The sequence below is a fragment of the Nostoc sp. DedQUE12b genome (assembly GCF_034530835.1).
Lineage (GTDB): Bacteria > Cyanobacteriota > Cyanobacteriia > Cyanobacteriales > Nostocaceae > Nostoc.
On the sequence record NZ_JAVRCI010000009.1, the window covers coordinates 74,672 to 95,717 of the forward strand.

General features: G+C 41.7%; 17 protein-coding genes and 1 pseudogene. 10 read left to right on the forward strand and 8 right to left on the reverse strand.

All coding sequences use genetic code 11. The features are described 5' to 3' along the window. Positions 1 to 240: 240 nt before the first annotated feature. A complete protein-coding gene (locus RMY16_RS07040; RefSeq protein ID WP_322735776.1) occupies positions 241 to 4,371 on the reverse strand; it encodes a hypothetical protein in 4,131 nt (1,376 codons plus the stop codon). 616 nt (positions 4,372 to 4,987) lie between these two features. Here RMY16_RS07040 and RMY16_RS07045 point away from each other — a divergent pair. The 5 genes from RMY16_RS07045 to RMY16_RS07065 all read left to right on the forward strand — a co-directional run bounded on the left by RMY16_RS07045 (position 4,988) and on the right by RMY16_RS07065 (position 9,126). Then, positions 4,988 to 5,689, forward strand: coding sequence for a Crp/Fnr family transcriptional regulator (locus RMY16_RS07045; protein ID WP_104905149.1), 702 nt, complete (start codon positions 4,988 to 4,990; stop codon positions 5,687 to 5,689). 13 nt (positions 5,690 to 5,702) lie between these two features. Beyond that, complete coding sequence (locus tag RMY16_RS07050; RefSeq protein ID WP_322735777.1) at positions 5,703 to 6,443, forward strand: DUF2232 domain-containing protein; 741 nt, start codon at positions 5,703 to 5,705, stop codon at positions 6,441 to 6,443. Between the two features lie 84 nt (positions 6,444 to 6,527). Beyond that, on the forward strand, positions 6,528 to 7,745 hold the full coding sequence (gene cobT, locus RMY16_RS07055; RefSeq protein WP_322735834.1) for a nicotinate mononucleotide-dependent phosphoribosyltransferase CobT: 1,218 nt from the start codon (positions 6,528 to 6,530) through the stop codon (positions 7,743 to 7,745). A 193-nt stretch (positions 7,746 to 7,938) separates the two neighbouring features. Next, a complete protein-coding gene (locus RMY16_RS07060; protein WP_322735778.1) occupies positions 7,939 to 8,052 on the forward strand; it encodes a UPF0175 family protein in 114 nt (37 codons plus the stop codon). 126 nt (positions 8,053 to 8,178) lie between these two features. Beyond that, on the forward strand, positions 8,179 to 9,126 hold the full coding sequence (locus tag RMY16_RS07065; RefSeq protein ID WP_322735779.1) for a hypothetical protein: 948 nt from the start codon (positions 8,179 to 8,181) through the stop codon (positions 9,124 to 9,126). A gap of 660 nt (positions 9,127 to 9,786) precedes the next feature. Here RMY16_RS07065 and RMY16_RS07070 read toward each other — a convergent pair. Then, on the reverse strand, positions 9,787 to 10,158 hold the full coding sequence (locus tag RMY16_RS07070; protein ID WP_322735780.1) for a hypothetical protein: 372 nt from the start codon (positions 10,156 to 10,158) through the stop codon (positions 9,787 to 9,789). 356 nt (positions 10,159 to 10,514) lie between these two features. Here RMY16_RS07070 and RMY16_RS07075 point away from each other — a divergent pair, with 356 nt between their 5' ends. Continuing rightward, positions 10,515 to 11,672 carry an extracellular solute-binding protein gene (locus tag RMY16_RS07075; RefSeq protein WP_322735781.1) on the forward strand — a complete coding sequence of 386 codons (1,158 nt, stop codon included), beginning with the start codon at positions 10,515 to 10,517 and terminating at the stop codon, positions 11,670 to 11,672. A 91-nt stretch (positions 11,673 to 11,763) separates the two neighbouring features. Here RMY16_RS07075 and RMY16_RS07080 read toward each other — a convergent pair whose 3' ends face one another. Next, on the reverse strand, positions 11,764 to 12,312 hold the full coding sequence (locus tag RMY16_RS07080) for a hypothetical protein (protein WP_322735782.1): 549 nt from the start codon (positions 12,310 to 12,312) through the stop codon (positions 11,764 to 11,766). 52 nt (positions 12,313 to 12,364) lie between these two features. Next, complete coding sequence (locus RMY16_RS07085) at positions 12,365 to 13,141, reverse strand: class I SAM-dependent methyltransferase (protein WP_322735783.1); 777 nt, start codon at positions 13,139 to 13,141, stop codon at positions 12,365 to 12,367. A 51-nt stretch (positions 13,142 to 13,192) separates the two neighbouring features. Here RMY16_RS07085 and RMY16_RS07090 point away from each other — a divergent pair. Next, positions 13,193 to 13,381, forward strand: a pseudogene (locus tag RMY16_RS07090) (Uma2 family endonuclease); the annotation flags it as partial. Here the strand turns inward: RMY16_RS07090 and RMY16_RS07095 are convergent. Next, complete coding sequence (locus RMY16_RS07095; RefSeq protein ID WP_322735784.1) at positions 13,376 to 16,078, reverse strand: U32 family peptidase; 2,703 nt, start codon at positions 16,076 to 16,078, stop codon at positions 13,376 to 13,378. The pseudogene RMY16_RS07090 and the gene RMY16_RS07095 sit on opposite strands and share 6 nt — an antisense overlap. A gap of 266 nt (positions 16,079 to 16,344) precedes the next feature. Between RMY16_RS07095 and RMY16_RS07100 the strand changes: the two genes are divergently transcribed. Next, positions 16,345 to 16,761 (forward strand): element excision factor XisH family protein, encoded by a 417-nt coding sequence (locus tag RMY16_RS07100; RefSeq protein WP_322735785.1) that lies wholly within the window; start codon positions 16,345 to 16,347, stop codon positions 16,759 to 16,761. Beyond that, positions 16,749 to 17,081 carry a XisI protein gene (locus RMY16_RS07105; protein WP_322735786.1) on the forward strand — a complete coding sequence of 111 codons (333 nt, stop codon included), beginning with the start codon at positions 16,749 to 16,751 and terminating at the stop codon, positions 17,079 to 17,081. Before RMY16_RS07100 ends, RMY16_RS07105 begins: the two co-directional genes overlap by 13 nt. A 105-nt stretch (positions 17,082 to 17,186) precedes the next feature. On the opposite strand, the gene RMY16_RS07110 is transcribed toward RMY16_RS07105, so the two are convergent. Both RMY16_RS07110 and RMY16_RS07115 read right to left on the reverse strand, forming a co-directional pair. After that, positions 17,187 to 17,450 (reverse strand): Txe/YoeB family addiction module toxin, encoded by a 264-nt coding sequence (locus RMY16_RS07110; RefSeq protein WP_322735787.1) that lies wholly within the window; start codon positions 17,448 to 17,450, stop codon positions 17,187 to 17,189. Next, positions 17,431 to 17,682, reverse strand: a complete 252-nt coding sequence (locus RMY16_RS07115; protein WP_322735788.1) for a hypothetical protein — start codon at positions 17,680 to 17,682, stop codon at positions 17,431 to 17,433. The genes RMY16_RS07110 and RMY16_RS07115 overlap by 20 nt, the downstream gene beginning before the upstream one ends. A gap of 244 nt (positions 17,683 to 17,926) precedes the next feature. Between RMY16_RS07115 and RMY16_RS07120 the strand changes: the two genes are divergently transcribed. After that, positions 17,927 to 19,045, forward strand: a complete 1,119-nt coding sequence (locus tag RMY16_RS07120; RefSeq protein WP_322735789.1) for a hypothetical protein — start codon at positions 17,927 to 17,929, stop codon at positions 19,043 to 19,045. A gap of 490 nt (positions 19,046 to 19,535) precedes the next feature. Here RMY16_RS07120 and RMY16_RS07125 read toward each other — a convergent pair whose 3' ends face one another. Further along, positions 19,536 to 20,939: a ferredoxin:protochlorophyllide reductase (ATP-dependent) subunit N gene (locus RMY16_RS07125; RefSeq protein ID WP_322667348.1), complete on the reverse strand. Its 1,404-nt coding sequence runs from the start codon at positions 20,937 to 20,939 to the stop codon at positions 19,536 to 19,538. Positions 20,940 to 21,046: the final 107 nt, after the last annotated feature.

The following is a 21,046-nucleotide window of genomic DNA, read 5'->3' on the forward strand; positions in this document are numbered from 1 at the left end:
CGTACAGAACCGAAAAATTACTGTCCTGAAGTATTAGTACTAATAGTACTTTGCAAAATTCCAAATGCTTACATTATGAGCATTTGGAATTTTGAGTAGTATTCTTTTTTCTAGCGCAATCTATCTACTAGTACAACACGGCGGAAATAAACCAATCATTCCAAATCAATGAAACTCTTATGCTGCATTCATTTTTAATTTTTAATTTTTAATTTTTAATTCCGCCTTGCGGTACTAGTCTCAACGATCGACCTCTAAGGCAAAATTCACCGTATATGGTTCTTCTAGTGATTGCTGATTACTAGCCTTAATTGCATCTAGATAGCGACGCAAAGACAACAATTGTTGAGAATTAGGACGATAAGTGAGACTTCCTTGTTTTTCAAAAAGTGGTGCTGTGGCGATCGCTTGATAGTCAGGATTTTCTTGCGAACTCTGGGTAAGCCAGGTTGATTCTGTCACTGAAGGTATCAAACCGGAAGGCAGTTCACCTTCCAAAAAAGCCAGCAGCCGTTGCTGACAAATGCGAGTATTGATCCCACGACCCTCAAATAACTGGATAACTTCACCGAAAGATAAGGGTCGGTCTGGTAGCAGTCGCAACAATTCTGTAAATAAGAAATAATCAGTGTATTGGTGCCTGGGTATATCTAAAATCTGGGGATGCAAAGGCAGCATCGCCAAACCATAAGCAACTCGACTGCAATTGGGAGCGCCGTTCTCGCCGAGGTATAAATCTTGAATAATCTTAGTGCTGGGAAGTTTTTGCCGTAACCAGCGGTTCACCGTTCCGACACAAGCCACTCCACCAGTTAGGATAGCTTGATTAATGGCTTCTGTGGGGATGCCACGAGCTACCAATAACTTGTTAAGTTCTCGGTTCAGGCGGCGCACAAAGGGGATAAATACTTGGCTTTCTAAGTCTCGTCGCTGCAAAACCCACCGCTGATCGGCTAATTCTAGGGTGAAAGAGTCTTGGTGTTGCAAAATCAGTTTTAAGGCTAACGCCGCATCTAATACCGCCTGTCCCAGTAGAGAACTTTCTAGACGCTGTTGGAGACGAATGCGAGCAGTGATATCTGGTTCTCCAACTCTAGGTAGTTCTAATTCTTCCAACCCTAAAGTCTGCCAACGCATTTGGTCTAAACCAGGAATTGACGGTTGCCATTGCCAAGGATTACTCGTGGTAGTTTTGCGTAGGCGTAGCCCGCCGGAGGCATCGCTTGGTGTTTCTAGGCGTGATTGCCGAGATTTCGGTGGCAATAGCAGCTGACAAATTATATCTTGTTCAATTCCCTTGCCAGCATAAGCAAAACTGTGGAGCATGAAATCATTGTATGTCAATTGCTGCAAGGTTTCTGGTAGATTCACCAGCAACATTTCTGTGGCAGTTGTCCCAATGTTAATCACAAGAGTGTTGCCAACAATGGGATGTTCGCTAGTTTTTAGCGGATGAGAACTTTGAGCATCGCTTAGTTTTACTTGCTCACCATTAACTGCATCGAGTTCTGGGAGTAGACTAGCGATCGCTTCTTCGACAAAAAAGACTTGCTGCGGATGTTGGATAAGTTTGCTAGTGAGTAAAGCTTCCCGCACGTTAAAGCGGTATTGTTCCGACCAACTAGATGGACAGGTACAAATTACACCAGCAATATTATTGATAATCTGGGGAAAATCTTGTTCGCCGATCCCCATAGCAGCAGCCATTAAACTAGGGGTAGTACTTGTTTTTTCGGATTTGAGGGTTAATAGTAACTTAGAGAGCGATCGCACAACCCAAATCAAAGGCCCTGCCGAAAATTCATTTAATTGCAAAACTGGTTCCCATTTCTGTCGTTCGCTCTTGTAGGGAATGGCTACTTGTAGATAGGGCTTCAACTGTGCAGAGTAGAGATTATTTTTCGTCGGATCTGCTGTCGATCTTGGTGTTGCAGGAGTTGTGTCCGAGCGATCAGGCGCTTTATCTTGGGCAACAGCCGCAGGTGCTGTCTGCTCATGTGCTTCGATAGTTTCGTTTTCACCGTGGGGTACAGAAGCAATAGGCAAATAAACCTCTGTTGGTAAACGAAACGATTGCTGAAAGGAACTTGTTCCCGGCGGATTTTCTGCTGACCAGTAGATAGGATGTACAACAAAAGTCGAGCGATTTAATAATGCCGCGGAAATTCCTGTTGTACCTAAATCAATTCCTAAATACCAGACTGATTCTAGAAGATTGGGTGAAATTTCTGGATTATTTATGGAGTTGGCAATTGGAGGTAAAGAACTTTCTGGAACAGGAGTTGTGACTTCCTTTTTTTCAGTTTCTACCTGGGGAACTGCCAAACTGGAGAAAGCAGCTGATGTATTCTCTGTTATTTGGAGATTTTCAGGGGAAGTTGTGTCTTGAATGTTATCAAGTGGTTCAGAGAAAACATCCAAGTTGGTAGCTGGCTGCGACTCAGAATTTAGCTGCCGATCAAAATTAGCCAAATCCCGATCTAATTGCTGCAACTGTTCTTCATCTAAAGAAATATCTGGTACGACAGGAGACTGGTTTGACTCAATAAAAAGTAAGTTTTCTTGGGGTGAAGCAGCAATGTAGTTATCTGAAGACAGTTCGGAGCGATCGCTGTTAATTAATACTTCCGATGTGGCGATATCTTCGCTGCGATCAGGCAGCGTGTCGTAGACAGACGCTTCGGGAACAGTAGGCTCTACCAACGAAATTTCTGCTACTTCTGGAGTCACTGGTGATGTGGTTGTGGCATCATCCACAAAAGATGAGACCTCTAGCAGTTGCAGTTCGCTATCTGTATCAGGCAATAAGTCAGTTGCTGTAGTTGTGGCATTATCCACAGAAGATGAGACTTCCAGCAATTGCAATTCACTCTCTGTATCAGGCAATAAGTCAGTTAGGGTGTTAATTGTATCAGCACTAGCTGGCTGAGTGCCGATTTGTGGCAAATTGTCTATTTGTGGAGTAGAGAAGCTAAGAGGTGAATCTAAGTCAGTATCCTCTTCAAAAAATAGTTCTTCCTGTGGCTCTGATGAATCTGTGGTTTCACTTAAATATTGGATTGGAAGATCCATATCCGGTGTCACAATCGCAGAATTCACGATTGGAGAGACAGGCGGGTCCTGGGCGATATTCAACTGAGATGCAGAGGCTGTGGAAGCAGATAAGTCATTTGTGGGAACATCGAGACTGGGATTATTAACATCACCAGCATCAAACAAACTGGCGTAAAGTTGGTCTACTTCATCACCAATAGCCGCAGAAATATCTTGCGGTAATTCGGTCGGGGTTTGAGAATATTCAGATGAGTCTACACCAAGCTGCAACAGCACTGCATCTAGATCCTCTGTAAGGGTAGTCTCCTGTTGCTCAGAAGTAATTGTGAGTGGAGATGAAGTTTCTGGCTGTATCAGCTCCAAAGATTGGGGTGCAACTCCAGCACCAATCTCGGCTGGTTCAGTCAATGATGGTAGTGTCTCAGATTCTCCCAGCAAAGATGACTGCGAACTAGGGGATTCTTGTTGCAAATGCTGGGTTAAATTGTTGACAAAGCTGGCCATCAGCTGTTCGCCTTGCATCCCCTTGCTATGCATTCTTGCCAGTGCTTGGGACAAGGATTCGTAATAAGTATTAATGTTGCGCTGTAGTGCTTCAAAGACTACATTTACCGTCCCATCTAGTGATAATAGGCGTTGATCTAACTCCCTAGCTAGCTGGGTTAAGCGCTCCACATCGTCAGAGGATTCTAATAAAGATTGAGTTGCAGAGTTTGCGTAATTAATTCCTCCTGAAGAACTGGCGGAATTTTCCCTCGTCTGTCCCATCAGTGGTGTTAAAGTTGGCACAAGGCGACTCATAAGTACCTGTAAAAACTCGGCAATCATTTGCTCTTGGTTTGTCAACTGCTGCGCTAAGGAGTAGTTTTGCAATCGCTTTTGTTCTAGTTGCCGAATTTCTTGTATGAGAGTGGCTCGCTCTTGCAAAAGCAATTCTAATTCCGATCGCAACGGCTGAATCAATCTCGAAAATTCATTTTTTAATTCTCCCGCGCCAACAGTACTCACTTCCTGACTGGGTTCGAGCGGCGGTAGTGGATACTGGTTATTACCACGATCAATAAATTTTGTTAACAAAGGCGATGGCTCCGTCAACCCCAAGGGCGATCGCGGATCTTCAGAAGACTGATTTGGGATGCCGCTCTCTAATGCTTCTTTTTCTTGTAACCTCACCAAGAAGTCGCGAATTCGCTCTAAAACTTCTTTAGGCTCTTGCGCCTGACCAGACAAAAATCTAGACAGGCGCTTGCCACCGCTGGCAAGTAAGTTGTCAATGTCTGCGATCAGCTTTTGAATTTCATCTGTACTAAAAGTCACTTTTTTACCTTATTTAAGAATATATGTCAAATAATATGACAATTAATTTACAATCACTGTATCCCTATGGGGATCTTGCTACGTGCAGCGTCGACCATAGAAGAAATTTTGAGTGGCAAAAGCCGCTACTTGGAATTGTGACTAGTCATTATGTTATGGATTACTGTGAGTCGTGGCAATCTTCAATTATCGAAGAAAACAAAGAGAAACTTCTCTCCTTGTCTCCCTCTCTTTTTATCCTCTTCAACAGCCTTTGCTCGAAAAGCTTAATTTTGCAGGTCATTGGTTGCCTATTTTTGAAAATCGCTAAAATACCTGAGCAATAATTTACTCCCTTTAGTATCATTAATGTTGTTTGCCTATATTCATAACTAATCAAGTTTGCAGTGCAGCTAGCCCCTAAGCAATACAACCGCAGGCTATAAACTACTTTTTGCAAAACTTTTACCCCGTTTAAACTTATAGGTAAAGATTATTTAGAAAAACTTCTTGTCGCTTTCTTGTGTAGCATAGTTTAGTTTTTTCTTTGAAAGGGAGCTGTGCAATGATAGCTTAGGCTAAAAATGGCACTCCTGTTTTTTGTGTGTACATAGCAGCTTGAATTAAAGATGTCGTAATGGAAGATCGATATAGCTTGCAAGCACAGGCTAATTCCTGGATGATCACCTCCGCTCCCTTTTTTCAAGGGTTGCCAGAAACTGCTGTGGAATCAGCCCTCACCCATCTTGTTACCCGCACTCACCCAGCCAATCAGGTGATTCTACTGGAAAATGACTGGGGTGGTTCTGTGTATTTTATTATGGACGGATGGGTAAAAATCCGTACATACAATCTGGAAGGAAAAGAGGTAACGCTGAATATTATTGGCAAAGGTGAATTGTTTGGTGAAATGGCGGCGCTAGATGAAGCACCTCGATCCACCGACGTGATTACCTTGGCCCCAACGGTAATTGGTAGTATGCCTGCTCAGGATTTTGTCAAATTACTTCAGATAGAACCCCTGGCGGGAGTTCGATTGGCGCAACTAATGGCACGACGTTTGCGGCAAGTAAATCGCCGATTGCGGTTGCGGGAATCTGATAGCCAGTCAAGGGTAGCAGATACGTTGTTATTTTTGGCAGAAGGACAGGGAAAAAAAGGGCAAACCGGAACCGAAATCCCCAATTTACCTCATCGGGAATTAAGTAGTTTGAGCGGACTGGCGCGGGAAACGGTGACACGAGTATTGACAAGGCTAGAAAAAAAAGGCTTGATTAAACGGGATCAAGACACTATTTGTATTCCCGATTTGTCAGCCTTAGAAAGAATGATCGTTTAAAAACTTGTCAGATATGAGTATTTTAGATTCTCTCTCAGATGAACCGGAGGAAGATCCATCCTCTGAATCTCCAACTCCTCAGAATCATTGGTTAGATAAAGAACAGCAGTTAATGCCTCCTCAAATCAAAGCTGATGCGCCTTTGAGGATGGTGGAAACAGCATTTTTAGCCAGTACCGCTAGCCTGATTTGGTTTATTAATTTTTACTTTCCTTTGGGCCCAGTTTTGCGGATATTTTTTCCGGTGCCGATCGCTCTAGTTTATCTGCGCTGGGGCAAACGTGCAGCATGGATGGCAGCACTCACCTCTGGGTTACTGCTGACGGTATTGATGGGGCCAGCCCGCAGTTTGCTGTTTGTCATGCCCTACGGGTTCATGGGCGTCCTTTTAGGCGCTACGTGGTGTCGTCGTCGTCTTCCCTGGATTGTTTCTATCACTTTGGGTACGCTATTAGGTACTTTAGGAGTCTTTTTTCGGGTGTGGTTGCTGTCTGTTTTGTCAGGTGAAGACCTGTGGATTTATGTGATTACCCAGGTGACTGAGTTCATTGAGTGGGTATTTTTTAACTTGAGTTTGTTGACGAGTCCCAGTGTATTTTTGATTCAAGTAGGAGCGATCGCTTTAATTTTACTCAACAACTTTATCTACCTTTTTGTGGTGCACCTAGCAGCATGGTTGCTTTTTGACCGTCTGGGCAACCCGATCCCCCGCCCACCACACTGGGTACAAGTTCTCATGGATTATGAAGGATAGTTATTAGTCATTTGTTGTTTGTCATTTGTCATTGGTTAAACGATCAGTTCTAATTAATAACCAATGTCCTATGCCCAATTGCCCATGCCCAATTCCCAAATTAGTATTTATACGCAAAAAGAACAGGGTGAACAATGGCTGCGAAGGTATCGTGGTTGTCTACCCGTATTTGCTTGTGTTTTAGGATTTACTGAAACTGGTTTAATTCCAGGGATTTCAGCAGCTGGTCGCACTCCAGAGGATCGGAAATATACTGCTTGTGCCGATGCCGAGTTTTTGTATTACGGCCCAGAACATAAAGCCCAATATCCCCTACCACCATTGGCGGCTGGGGCTTCACCTGTGCTGATTTCTCGTGCTGTCTTTGAGTCACTAAAGATACCAGTTCATTTATTTAATGCGGGTTTACCTCAGCCCCCTGCTGTGCCAGTAATTGATTTGGGTAGCGCTCCTGCTAAGTGTTTAAGTGGAGGTGCTGCAATGGAAATTACAACAGTACACCACTTGTTTGAACAAGGGCTACTTTGGGGAGAACGCCTAGCTGCCAATATCCAACAGGAGTATCTGATTGTCGGTGAGTGCGTTGTCGGAGGTACTACAACTGCCCTGGCAATCTTAACAGGTTTAGGTATAGATGCTGCCGGAAAAGTTAACAGTAGCCACCCTGTTTGTAACCACGCGCAAAAGTGGGCACTAGTGCAAGCTGGACTGGAGAAGATGAGGGAGAGCAGGGTGCAGGGGAGGCAGGGGGTGCAGGGGGAGATAAACTTCCAATCTCAAATCCAAAATCCAAAATCTAAAATCCAAAATTCTGTAGATCCCTTACAACTTGTCGCCGCCGTGGGCGATCCGATGCAAGCAGTGGTAGCTGGGATGGCGATCGCTGCTAGCCGTAGTTGTGGTGTGATGCTGGCTGGAGGGACGCAAATGCTGGCGGTTTATGCGTTGATGAGTGCGATCGCTCAAGCTTACGCCTTATCATGGCAACCAGAAGCAGTAGTTGTAGGTACAACCCGCTGGGTGGCTGAAGATCCTACTGGCGCTACAGTTGACTTAGCTCTCAACTTAGGAAAAAACAGCTTAACTCCGAGTGGAGGAACCCCTCCTCTATTAGCAACTCATCTGAGCTTTGCTGATTCTCGTTATCCCCAACTGAGAGCTTATGAGCAGGGCTTTGTCAAAGAAGGTATGGGTGCTGGAGCCGCTTGCATAGCCGCCCATCTTAGCCAAGATTGGCAGCAACACCAACTTTTGACAGCCATTGAAGCTCAACTTGAACGGCTAAGTACAGCATCTCATTAATTCTTAGCGAATTAAATTCGGCAAGATTCTGCGCCCCACCAAAGTTATAAACGGAGGTTTCCTCCGATGCTACTTCTCTGTGCGTTTAAAAATCTTGCCCGGCATGACAGAAGAATTAGAATAAACTATGAATTGGAGTTTTCCCTTATTTATGAGCGTCATAATTCCCGATGACATCCTCTAAGCATCAAACATGACTAAGGATGAACTGAAATTAGAAATTGCCATCTTGCTTTATCAGCAAGCTAAAATTAGCAGTGGCAAAGTCCGAGCCTGGACAGGAATCACAGTACTTGAATTCCATTAATGCCGGCATATTCGATGGCGCTAGCTACAGAAGACTAGTTAAGGTTATTCTTTCTTTAATTTATTATCTAATTGGGAAACGCGTAATATTTCTATCTGCTAAAGCGGTTCTGGAGCAACAAATAAAATGACTCTTTTATTATTTGTCATCCTGTTGACAATTAACTTAGGTGCTGGATGTTATTTGACTCTAGCTAATCCTCTAAAAGTCTCAGAGCTAACATCAACTAAACTTATTTTTATTATTCGACCAAAAGTATTTTTAGGTTTGGGAATATTTTTTAGTCAATTATTTGTTCTATTTTTATTTGCGACTATTGTATATACACCTATTACACAACTTGTCTGCAATCGTTATTCAAACAATATATCCACTTCAAATATTGATTTGAGTGCGGGACAAAATACTCTAACAGGAATGTGTAAGTTAACAGAAAACTATTGGTTTGGTCAAGAAAAAAGTGAAGTGCTAGTTTCTGAGTTACTAGAGGCTAAATTGGAAACAGAGATGCAAACCGATAGTCAAGTTAAGCCCAGATCCTCATATAAAATTTTACTATTAACTGATAAAGATAGCTTTCCTTTTACAGATAGAACATACCCAAAATTTAAACTTGAAGAATTACAATCAATAGTATTAAGAATTAACCAATTTTTGAAAAACCCTACAGAGAACAATTTAGCGGTTATACTTGATGACACTTTTATGGGTTACATTGTTGTCAGGTTTACTGTATTCTGTGGAATATTAGCGTTGCTAGTAGCGTCACCAGGTTTATTTATCACTTGTAATTTTGATAAAGAAACAAATATTGTAAAACTTAGTCGTTACAGATGGTTTGGAACGTTAGGAAAAACTGTTTTTCAATATTCTTTGAACGAGATTACTAATGTTAAGCTTGAGCGGATTGATACTAGTATAGATGGATACTTTTTTCGGGTTATTTTAGTACTAGAGTCGGGTGATAATTTACCATTAACGCCCAATTATACTTCAAATTATATAAATGGAGATTCTATAGTTAGAGTAACTAAAGATTTTCTGGAACTAAAACATAAAGATAGTGCTAGATAAAAGCGTGAGATTAGTAGACTCAGAAAGATATGAGTTCTGAAACCAGCTATGTCTTACATAAGCTTTTTAATAAAATTTGTACCCTCTGTAATTTAATTATTTCACTTTGAGATTTATATATTTCAACAGTTTTATGACAATCTTTTTTTTTGCGTTTACTCTTTTCTTTGGCTGCAAATATTTTAAAAATTTCCGACTTGAAATCTCCGTAAATTTCTGCCGTTTCATCAATTGGGATTGAGTCCCTTATTTACAATAGCGGTTGAGTAGGAGCAGGTTGTAAAAGGTCAATCTTAGCGAAAGCTGTCTGGCTTGTCATCAACCAATTTGATAACAAGATGCCAAAAACACTAATGAGAAAAATACAGATTAATAAGAAAATCTTGGTTTTTTAATCAGACAATACCCTAATGACATCAGTCTGAGGGTTGTTTTTTTTTGTTTCATAGTGAGGTATAGACTAAAAACCTATAGGTAGATATATCACACTATTACGTAAAGATATGTAATAGTGTGTTTAACTTTTTTATCAACTTGATGGCTGGATTACTTACTTGTATCTAAGTATATGCTCATCAAACCATCACTCGATATTTAACCTAAAGGCTTGTTTTACTTACCTCAATCCGTTTTTTTAATTCGTTGAACTTCAGGTTAAATTTAGTGAATTCTCTCTCTAAGTAATTGTTCTTCTAAAGCAGCAATGCGATTGTACGCTGCTGTTAATTGCGCTGTCAGTCGTTGTATTTGAATTTCTGGTGTTATGTTATCTCCACTTTGACGATGCATGTCTAGATAAATGCCATCTGTCAATACATCCTTGTGCTCCATTTCTGGATTTAAATTGTTACGTCCTTTAAACTGGTAGCCTCCAGCTGCGCCATTTTGTTGGCAATTATCCTTTGCTTGTGTATTCGCTAAAGAACACTCTGAGAAAGTTTGAGTGACTTTACTATCAAGCTGCTCAATTACTTGGCACAGGTCATCCAGCTTTTGGCTTAAAGTCAGGATCTGCTGCTGTAATAGCTCCATTTAATACCTTTATTCGTACATTTTCTCTATGTTATTCAATTTACTCTCAACCTTAACGATACTTATGGATTATTTAAGTATTGATAATTTTTAGTGAAAATGTGACATTTAAATCATTACTTCTCAATATCAGTAAGGTTTCCCTATAAGTACCACCAAGTAAATTTATGGATAAAAATTAATCTTTAGGTAGGAATTCGACAAAAAATTGCTAATTTGAGCCAAATATTCAAAATTACCCCTATTAACAAGAAAAAATACCGATAATTCTCCAGATCCACTTTTTCAGCTAGTTAGCCACTGGTGAATCTCTGCTTAATATTAGGTATAATCAAAAATCTCAAAATCCAAAATCAATGGATCGACGGTCTTTTTTGCTAGGTACGAGCACACTGGCGTTTTCACAACTGCTTTTTGGCTGTAGTGGAAACAAGCAGACGCAACTTAAAGTACAGTTATTAAAAGGTTCTATACCTGGTCAGGTGGTGAATCAGTTTAACAAAGGTTTGCAGCAACGGGTGCAGTTAAAGTTTGCTCCAGTTGAGCGCATACAGGATTTATTTCAACAATTACAAAATTGGCAGCAGAAGCCAAAGACCACTGATGAGCAGGGATGGCAACGTTTTATACCGTTTAGGCAAGGTCAAAAAGCCGCTGACACAGACCTAGTGACATTGGGAGATTACTGGCTACAAGCAGCTATTGAACAGAAATTGATTCAACCACTCCAAGAAGTGCAGGGAAACCAATTAAAGCAGTGGTCTACTTTAGATGAAAGGTGGAAACAACTGGTAACGCGCAACGACCAGGGTATTTTGGATACTCAAGGGAAGGTGTGGGGTGCGCCTTACAGGTGGGGTAGTACAGTAATTGTTTATAACCGTGACAAGTTCCAAAAACTGGGATGGACACCCAAAGATTGGAGTGATTTGTGGCGAGATGGAATGCAGCAGCGTATTTCCCTACTCAATCAACCACGAGAAGTTATTGGTTTGGTCTTAAAAAAGCTAGGAAAATCTTATAATACAGACAATCTTGACCAAGTACCAGACTTGGAAAAGGAATTACAGGTATTAAACCAACAGGTGAAGTTTTACAGTTCCAATAACTATTTGGAACCTCTAATCATGGAAGACACTTGGCTAGCGGTTGGTTGGTCAAGCGATGTATTGCCTGTTTTGGGACGTTATTCGCAGCTTGCCGCAGTTATCCCCCAGTCAGGAACTGCAATCTGGGCGGACTTATGGGTACGTCCCGCAGGCATTACTAAGGATACTTTATCAGATCAATGGATTGATTTTTGTTGGCAACCAAGCACAGCTAAACAAATTTCGGTGCTGACTAAAACTAATTCGCCAATTTCTACAAATATTGCCGCTTCCGATATCCAAGAACCATTATGGAGTTTGTTAGACAGCGATCGCAAAGTTTTCGATAAAAGTGAATTTTTACTTCCCTTACCTCCATCAGCAATAAAACAATACGAGTCTTTATTCGCCAAAATTAAGGTTTAATTGGGAATTGGGCAGAAGAGGCAGAGGTGCAAAGGGGCAGAAGGGAAAAACTTACTGTAACTGCTCCCATGCTCCCCTGTTTCCCCAATCGCTACAAAAAACGCTGTAAACCGATCTTGTTCTTAATAGTGGTTTGGATACTGCATAAAGCTGGACTTGTACTAAAGTTGCAAGTGTAGGTTGCCAAGGGTTCTTTTTGATAATTAAATACTCGGACGTTGTAACCAAAATTCCGTGCAGCGCTACCCAAGCGATTTACAAAATCGTAGCGCTCTACATACTCTAGTAAACTCCAAATTTGCTGATTTACAATCAAGTCTACTCGTGCAGGTTCTTTGCCAGAGGTTGGATATGCTATCCAATTATCCAATAGCTTTTTCTCGGAGTTTTGTTGTGCCCACCATAAGCTGGGAACGGTTAATCGTTCTGGATGAATAGTGTTAGCTGTGATTACATAGTCTTTTGGCTTGGTTAATAAGTCTAGTTCTAAAGGCGCACTAGAAGGTAACGGTATTGAACGAGTTTGCGCTAGTGTGGACGGGGCTAGTAAAGTGGTCAGACTAATGGTTAGTAGTAATGAAAATGATGTCTGGCGTTGGCGCAGCCCGCCGCAGGCATCGCACAATTTAGGTATATGCATAACTGATACTAATTCGTAATTCGTAATTCATAATTCGTAATTAGGGCACAATCTAAAGTTTAATGGCAACTATACGAATTCTTCGATAATCTGCTGTCCAAGTTCCTTGTTGATATAGTGTTGGCTTTAGATATTCCTCGACGACGGGAATTATTTGTATTTGTTGCTCAGGTGAAAGTCCCGCTAAGAATGGACTGGCGAACATTTTAATCCAGTTTGCTATGCCAGCTTCTCCTTCTGCTAAGGGAGTTGGGCGAGGAAACAGGATAGCATAAATAACATCAAAGCCTTGATTTTCTAGGAGGCTGGCATATTCACCAATGCTAGGGTAATACCAAGGATTCTCTACTTGTGCTTGAGAGATACCAATGGACTCTAAAGCACTGTATAAAGCTGTCACGATCGCCTTTACATTCCCTTTACCCCCAAATTCTGCAACAAAACGCCCTCCGGGTTTTAGAGATTGGTGTATGGAGGCGATCGCGCTATCTGCTTCTTTTATCCAATGTAGTACAGCGTTGGAAAATACAGCATCCAATGGCTTATCTACTTGAAAACTTCTAGCATCAGCAACATCAAAGCGGATATGGGGATAGTTTTGTCTTGCCTTTTCAATCATCTCAGATGCATAATCAACTCCCATTACTTCAGCCCCAGCTTGGGCAATTTTTTCTGTGAGTTGTCCAGTACCACAGCCAAGATCCAAAATGGATTCTCCTGGTTGAGGGTTGAGTAATTTTAGTAAGTCTTCGCCATATTGCCAGACAAAGGCGTGTTTATCTTCGTAAAGGGAAGTATCCCAATTATTGCTTGTTGAAATATTATTCATAAATAATTATGGTGGTTTTTAATTGAATATAATAAAGCCCTTTTATTCTAAGGTAATCCCAAACAACCAACTATTTTGGTTTATTATTTGGTGGATGGTGAGTATCAAGTTAACCTGTTTCGGAGAAGCGATGCCTGCGGCAATCCCTCCGGGGAACGCATCATATTCCCTACATTCCCAGAATTGAATTTGACCGCCGAACAGATTTTTCAAGCTGGGTATTCAAAAAATCAATTATGAGCGCAGTGCTGAGACTCCCATAGGGCCACGAGTTACACCTAGCTGATTTTGCAGTTTCAACTCGCGCCAGAGTTGGGAACCTGTAATCTCGCCTTGCAGTAGTTGAGTATAACAATGTATGGTTTTACTCACTTGTTCTGGTGTTTCATTGACAAACTCAATGCGAAACTGACGTAATCCCAGTTCTATAAGGCGCTGTACGTACTCGGCTCCCGTTTGAGCAGTGCCGTTAAATACAGTATTGCGGCAACCTATATCTGCTTTGAGAACGTGTTCAGTCCCCACACGGTCTTTTAATTTCACTTCCTGCTTTTCACAAGGTCGTCCACAGTTGGTGTAATCTGTACCCGTCGAGAGAAAGGCACAAAAAACACAATGCTCCATGTGAAACATCGGTATATGCTGATGGATTGTCACCTCAAACCACTGGGGTGGGCAACTGGTGAGCAAATCTTGCAGTTGGGTAATGTTCAAGTCATAGGATGCCGTCAGCCTTTCTAAACCAAAGTGTTGCTGAAAGTAGTCTGCTGTTAAGGGATTAGCAACATTGAGCGAAAAATCTCCGATACAACGGTCTGCTGCAAAGAATTGCAATTGGTCATAATTCCGTATCAGATAGCCATCCGCTTCCGAGGCGCGTACTTGCTGCAAAATCCAATTTTCTCCCGGTTTGGTAATTCGGGGTGGCGCAACCCAAATTGTGGGGAGTTGGGAATTAGGAGCGATGCCCTGAGCCTGCCGAAGGGTTAGGAGTGCTGAGTTATCAGTTAAAAGTGAAGAATTTTCTGCTTTGTTTTTTTGCTGTTGCTGGCGCACCATTTGCACCGCTTCTTGGTAGGCACGGGGGTCTTCAAATTCACAATACAGTGTTTCAATACCAGCTTTGAGGGCGGCTTGGAGTTGCTTGAGATTTCGTACTAGGACGATGAGTGAAGGAGATGTAGCTTTAGCTTCCCGCAGGGTGGGAGATGAGGGGAGTAAGTTTTGGAAAGAGACATCAGAAGCTAATTGCCAGCGTTTGGGTTGACTTCGCAATTCTTCCAACTGTGCTACCATTTCCCGCCGCATTCGGTTCAACTCACTTACGGGTAGCATAATAGCGCCGCTGAGGTGGTTGGTTAGTGTTCCTAAACAGAAAGGTGTGTTACCGAGACGACCGAATTGTTCTTTTAAACGGTCTGTATCTAGTGGTTTGGTGTGCGCTTCAACTAGAGAAGTTGCAGATTCTACCTGTACAATATTACCGAGTCGATCGCGGGCGATCGCAATCAACGCCTGACCAACTTCGCCATAAATTTCTATATCAATCGGACGCTGAAATTGGGGATTCTCGCCAGCAAAACTCTGCCGCAGTTGCTTGTCGAGTTCTGGATCGCTGGTTTTCCAAATGCGATCGCCTATATGCACTCGGCGCAGGTTCAAGTCATTTCGACCAAAGGTCAGCACACTTTCCTTTCCTTTGGAAACCACCCCATAAACTCGACCGCCTTCTTCCTTCGCTTCTGGATGACCGCAGTCAAATACAATTCCATCCCCTGGCTTGACAGGCGCTTCCAATTTGACTGTTACCTCTTCGTTGTGGATGCGGCTGACTTCACCTAAATAAACCCCACGTTTTTTACCAAAGCGGGCGTGAACTAGTTCCTGATTATTAATCCCGCCAAACCAGCCTGTGTAAAGTCCGCGAGAAAATGCCATCTCTAAGTTGTAGTGTTCTCGATCTGATTGACCTCTCCCCCAGCCCCTCTCCGAAACGGAGAGGGGAGCCTTTATTCCCCCTTCCCGCACTTCGTGCCGCTGCGCGAACGTAGGGAAGGGGGTTAGGGGGTTAGGTCTTTCCAATTCCGTCATCACCCCATCCAGGGCTTGCCGATAAACACGGGTGACATTAGCAACATACTCTGGAGCTTTCAGGCGACCTTCAATTTTGAGAGAGGTTACTCCTGATTTCACCAAATCGGGCAAAACATCTAACCCTGCTAAGTCTTGAGGACTGAGTAAATATTTGCGCTCTTTTAAATTCACAACTTCCCCATCAGCGATTAAATCGTAGGGCATCCGGCAAGCTTGGGCACATTCACCTCGGTTAGCAGAACGTCCACCTAAAGCCTCACTAGTCAAACACTGACCGGAATACGCTACGCACAAAGCACCGTGAACAAAAACTTCTAAGGGCAGCGAAGTTTCTTGTTGGGCAATCTGCTGCTGAATTTTATTGATTTCTTTGAGAGAACATTCACGCGCCAGCACCACCAATTGACAGCCGAGGGATTTAGCAAATTCCACCCCAGCCGCACTGGTAATTGTCATTTGCGTGGAAGCATGGATGGGAAAATCGGGGGAAAGGTGACGGATGAGACGGCATATACCAATATCTTGAACGATCGCTGCATCCACACCAGCTGCAATAATTGTGCGGAGATATTGCTGTGCTTCTGCTAGTTCTTTGGGAAATATGAGTGTGTTGACAGTGACATAACCCTTTACGCCCCGACGGTGCAGGAATGTCATCAATTGGGGTAAGTCCGCCTCAGTAAAGTTTTGTGCCCGCATTCTGGCGTTAAACCGATCCAAACCGAAGTAAATTGCATCTGCCCCATTTTCCACAGCAGCTTTAGCACACTCCCAATTACCTGCTGGCGCAAGTAGTTCAGGACGTTGAAGGGAAAGTTGCAAAGGGGAGATATCGCTTTTCATCAGATTTAGGGAGGTTTAACTAGCACCATAGTGATTTTATCGAAGTTATTGGGGGATGGAGCGTTCCCCAAAGGGGTTGCCGTAGGCATCGCTTTCTCCTCTGCGGTTCTTTCAATCCTCTTCTCCTCTGCATCTGGAGTAAGTAGACAGGCGAGAAGAAACAGAACTGTATTAAATTTAGTTAAAAAAAGTTTCGCTAGGTTGTCAATGTATTAATAAAATGGAAATTCTTAAATCAAGTGCCGCCATAAATTGGAATTAAACCTGTGTCTGCTAAAGATGCTTTTCATACAGTTGTCAAAACAGCACTTGAGAAAGATGGCTGGTTAATCACTCACGATCCTTATGCTCTCCAGGCAGGAACCCTTGAATTATATGTTGATTTAGGAGCAGAAAAAGTTATTGCAGCCGAAAAACAAGGACAAAAAATAGCTGTTGAAATTAAAAGTTTTCTAAGTCCGTCAAAAATCACAGAACTTTATGCTGCATTAGGAAAATTTATCATTTACCGAATTGCTTTACAAAAACAAGAAGCTAATCGTACTTTATATTTAGCAGTTCCTAGTACTGTTTACAATGAGTTTTTTATCCTTCCATTTATTCAATCTGTAATTAAAACTAATCAACTCTGTTTACTAATTTATAATATTGAACAGGAGGCGATCGCCCAATGGCAAAGCTAGAAGAATATCGACAATATATTAAGGACTTACTTCAACAACACGCGAGTATTGTTTGGGATAATCGCATTCAAGCACAGACAATTTTTGATAGAGAACACGATCGTTATCAATTAGTTTATGTAGGTTGGCGCGATCAAGACCGCATATATGGGCCTGTTCTCCATCTAGATATTATTGACGAGAAAATTTGGATTCAGCAAGATGGTACAGAGGTAGGTATTGCTAATGAGTTGGTTGAATTAGGTGTCCCAAAAGAGGATATTGTTTTAGGTTTTCAGTTACCTTCTGTGCGTAAGTATACAGATTTTGCTGTTAGTTAAATGAATTTATGAAAAATAGCGATCGCTCTCTTGTTTTGCTTCACATCATTGGGTTAAAAAAGAGCGATCGCTTGAACTAAAACAATATCCTAGCCTCAATAACCTTTATTGCTCATAATGATATTTGCAAGTCAAAATAATTAATAAATCTTTTTGCACTTTGTAAACTAATCTATGTTCATCTGTGATCCGCCTTGACCAGTAACCTTGTAATTCATATTTTAATGGTTCTGGCTTCCCTATACCTGCAAAAGGATCTCTTTGTATATCTCTAATCAGTTCCAAGATTTTTTTGAAGATTTTTTTGTCTTCTGTTGCCCACTGACCTAATTGTTCAAAAGCTTCTGGTTCAAAGGCAACTTTTTTCATATTCATCTAAATCTACATAAATTAGGTTTCCTTCTTCTACATTCTCTAAAGCTTTGAGCAAATATTTTTTATTAGTTTCTGATTTCAGAAGGTAAGTAGTTTCATCCTCTTCAGTTGATGGTTCAACTAGCACAATAACTTCTACAATTGTTCCTTCTACTAGTTCGGTTGCTGAGAGTTCAATCTTGCCATCTTTGCCTACAATAGCTTTTTGTTTAATTCCATTAAGCATAATTCATATTTACTCCTATCTTTACTGCCTTATTGTAATTCTAACTATGTTTAACTGAGATGATATTTGAGCGATCGCTTTTCTTTGTTGGGGTGGACGGTTCGTTAAAAAGAGCGATCGCTATTGCATAAACTACAACTCAAATTGGGAATACTGAGTAAAGCGCAGATATTTGCTGTGCAGAATCGAAGCGACTACCTACCAGATACCAGGCTACTGAAATTTTAGCAACTAGGAGAAAATTGTGAGTTTACCAGTTACAGTAACCTTTATGCTTGCTGATTGGATTGTCAAAGGACTAACAGATGGAACTCTTGAACGGGTTGGAGGTGTAATTAGGGAAGTAGGCAGTAAGCGAGTAATTACTTGGTTAAGAGAGGTTAATTCATCTCCTTCTAAAGATTTAATTTTGCAGATGACTAGTGCAGTCAGTATATTAAACCTGGGTGTCTCAGTTATAGGCTTTGTTTTAATAGCACAACGGCTTAAGGAATTAGAACAACGCTTACAACAAGCACAAAAAGTGTTGAATAACATTAATCGTAAAATCGACCTTAGTTTTTATGCAAATTTTCGTGCTGCAATCGAATTAGCAAATAATGCTTTTACAATGACCAAAACTGAAAATCGTAGAAACAGCGCTCTACAAGCTATTAACCGTTTTTTAGAAGCAGAGCATATTTATGCTGAATACACCGATATCGAAATTGAGCAAAAAAGCCAAATTATTGATGAATATCTGCTGACTTTATCTTTAGCTTATCTAGCTGAAGCACGTTGCTATTTAGAATTAGAAGAACACGATACAGCACTTCGCCGCTTTCAAGAAGGAGCAAAAGTTCTCCGTTCACGTATTAAAAAATATATTGACATTGTACTCACTTCTAACCCAGCAGCATACTTACAGCCTTGTTACAAAGGTCAGATAGATTTGCGTAGGCTAACACTAATTTACCAATGGATTAACCCAAATTTAGATGAAAATGCAGTTTTTGAGATGCAACGTGAGAACTTATTTAAAATGGGAGAAGAGTTATATTCTACATATAAATGGGTAGATTCACTCCCTCCAGCAATTTTAACTCGTGATGAAGTTCAAGGAGGTTGGTTCGGCCCAGATCATAAGGATTTAAAACAGGAAGCAGATAAACGTCTTCCTAAAGTTATGGAAGCCGTAGAATCTATGATTGAAACCAATCGCCGTTTTGAATCTTACCAAACAGAATTGCAAGCAATATCCCAATTAGGAATCAGCTTTCATGACTGGCTTAAATTAACTCCATCTACAGAAATTAAACCAGACGGTGCAGAATTAATGTACATTATTCCATCCAAACCTTTAGATTTGCAATCTTCCAGATAAATTCAGTTCACTCTCTTACCTTGCGTTCTTTGCGGTTCGTAAAAAAAGAGCGATCGCTATTTATTGCACAAACCACAACTGAAATTGGCAATACTGAGTAAAGCAAGGCAGAGCAAAGGTAATGAATTAAGCCTTTAAATATGAAAAGATAGTCAGATAGGGAAAGCGCCGAGCCAACAGCGCAGTTAGGAAATTGGTAGGTTTATACAATAGTGCTAGTATGCTGCAACTAACTGTATATATTGATCAAAAAGCGGCAGTTAATTAATAGCGATCGCTGTTAACTCCTCTTTTAATAATGTAAGTAAAAAAAGATACTTAGATAAATACTTAGTGCGACGTTAGTAGCATCCTTTTGTCAAGCCTCTCTCCTCTATTCATTGATAATGGGAAGCCGCTGCGCGTCTACGTAAAAAAAAGACGAACCCAAAAAGTTCGCCCGTAACATACGTAACATACTATTATGCTGTTGCTAAATCCAAACCCAAATCTAAATCTTCGCTTCTTCTCTCACCAACTTATCCCAACCCAAATCTTTCAAATTATTATTCCGACGCAACGGACGAGTCACCAACTCTAAAATGTCACGCGCATTCGTAAAACCGTGAATTTGAGCAAAAGTGAACTCCACAGACCACTTAGTATTAATACCACGTGCTTCCAATGGATTCGCGTGAGCCATACCAGTAATTACCAAATCTGGTTTCAACTCATAAATCCGTTGAAGTTGATTGTAATTATCCGGCTTCTCTACAATCCTTGGCAGGGGTGAATTCATTTCCTGGCAAGTTTTCTCCAGCAATGCCAACTCAGCAGCTTGATAGCGCTTATCCATGTAGGGAATGCCGATTTCGTGAACAGTCATCCCACAACGAATTAAGAATCTTGCTTGGGAAATTTCCAGCAAGTTATCACCCATGAAGAATACAGACTTACCGCGAATCAGTTTCACGTAATCTTCCAAACCGGCCCAAATTTGTGCTTCCCGTTCATCCAAACCCTTGGGAGTAATACCGAACACTGAGCAGATTTTCTCAATCCAAGCGCGGGTGCCATCGGGGCCAATGGGGAAGGGTGCGCCAATGAGTTTACACTTGCGGCGGCGCATTAAGGTGGTAGCTGTGCGGCTGAGGAAGGGGTTGACACCAGCGACATAATACCCTTCTTCCAATACTGGCAATTCTGTGAAGCGCTTCGCGGGTAGCCAGCCGGAAACTTTGATGCCTTGTTTCTTCAATTCCAAGGTTAACTGAGTCACCACGGGGTCGGGAAGGGAGCCAAAGAGAACTAAAGGTGGATGATCTACGTATTCAGATTCATCCTGGGCGACATCTTCTTTCTTCTTACCAAAGTTGAGCAGTTTTGCGATCGCATTACGTTCACTTTTCTCTGTTTCCGCCACAGGAGCCTTATCAGGGCAACGGTTAGCCATTGCTGCTAATACGGTGTCTTCCCCTTGGGTGAAGGCGTAATCTAGACCATTTGCCCGCGCTACTACGATGGGAATCCCAATTTCAGATTCTAGCTTCGGTGCCAAGCCTTCCAAATCGGTTTTGATAATTTCGGTAGTGCAAGTGCCAATCCAGACAATTACACTAGGATTGCGATCGCGTTTAATTTGCAAGCACAACCGCTTTAACTCTTCATAATCATTCAGCTGTGCCGAAATATCGCCCTCTTCCAACTCTGCCATTGCATAGCGGGGTTCAGCAAAAATCATCACCCCCATCGCGTTTTGCAGGAAGTAGCCACAAGTTTTTGTCCCAATCACCAAAAAGAAGCTATCTTCAATTTTTTGGTATAACCACGCCACGCAGCTAATTGGGCAAAAGGTATGGTAATTTCCAGTTTCACATTCAAAGCTTAAAGCTTCTGGTTGTTGAGCGATAGTCATTTTGGTTTTTTCTCCCCTTTATATTTAATGGCAGTTCAACCAATTTCAGATTTTAGACTTCGGCTTCCTTCGGCTTCTCTACGAGACGCTACGCGAACGCTCAGGAC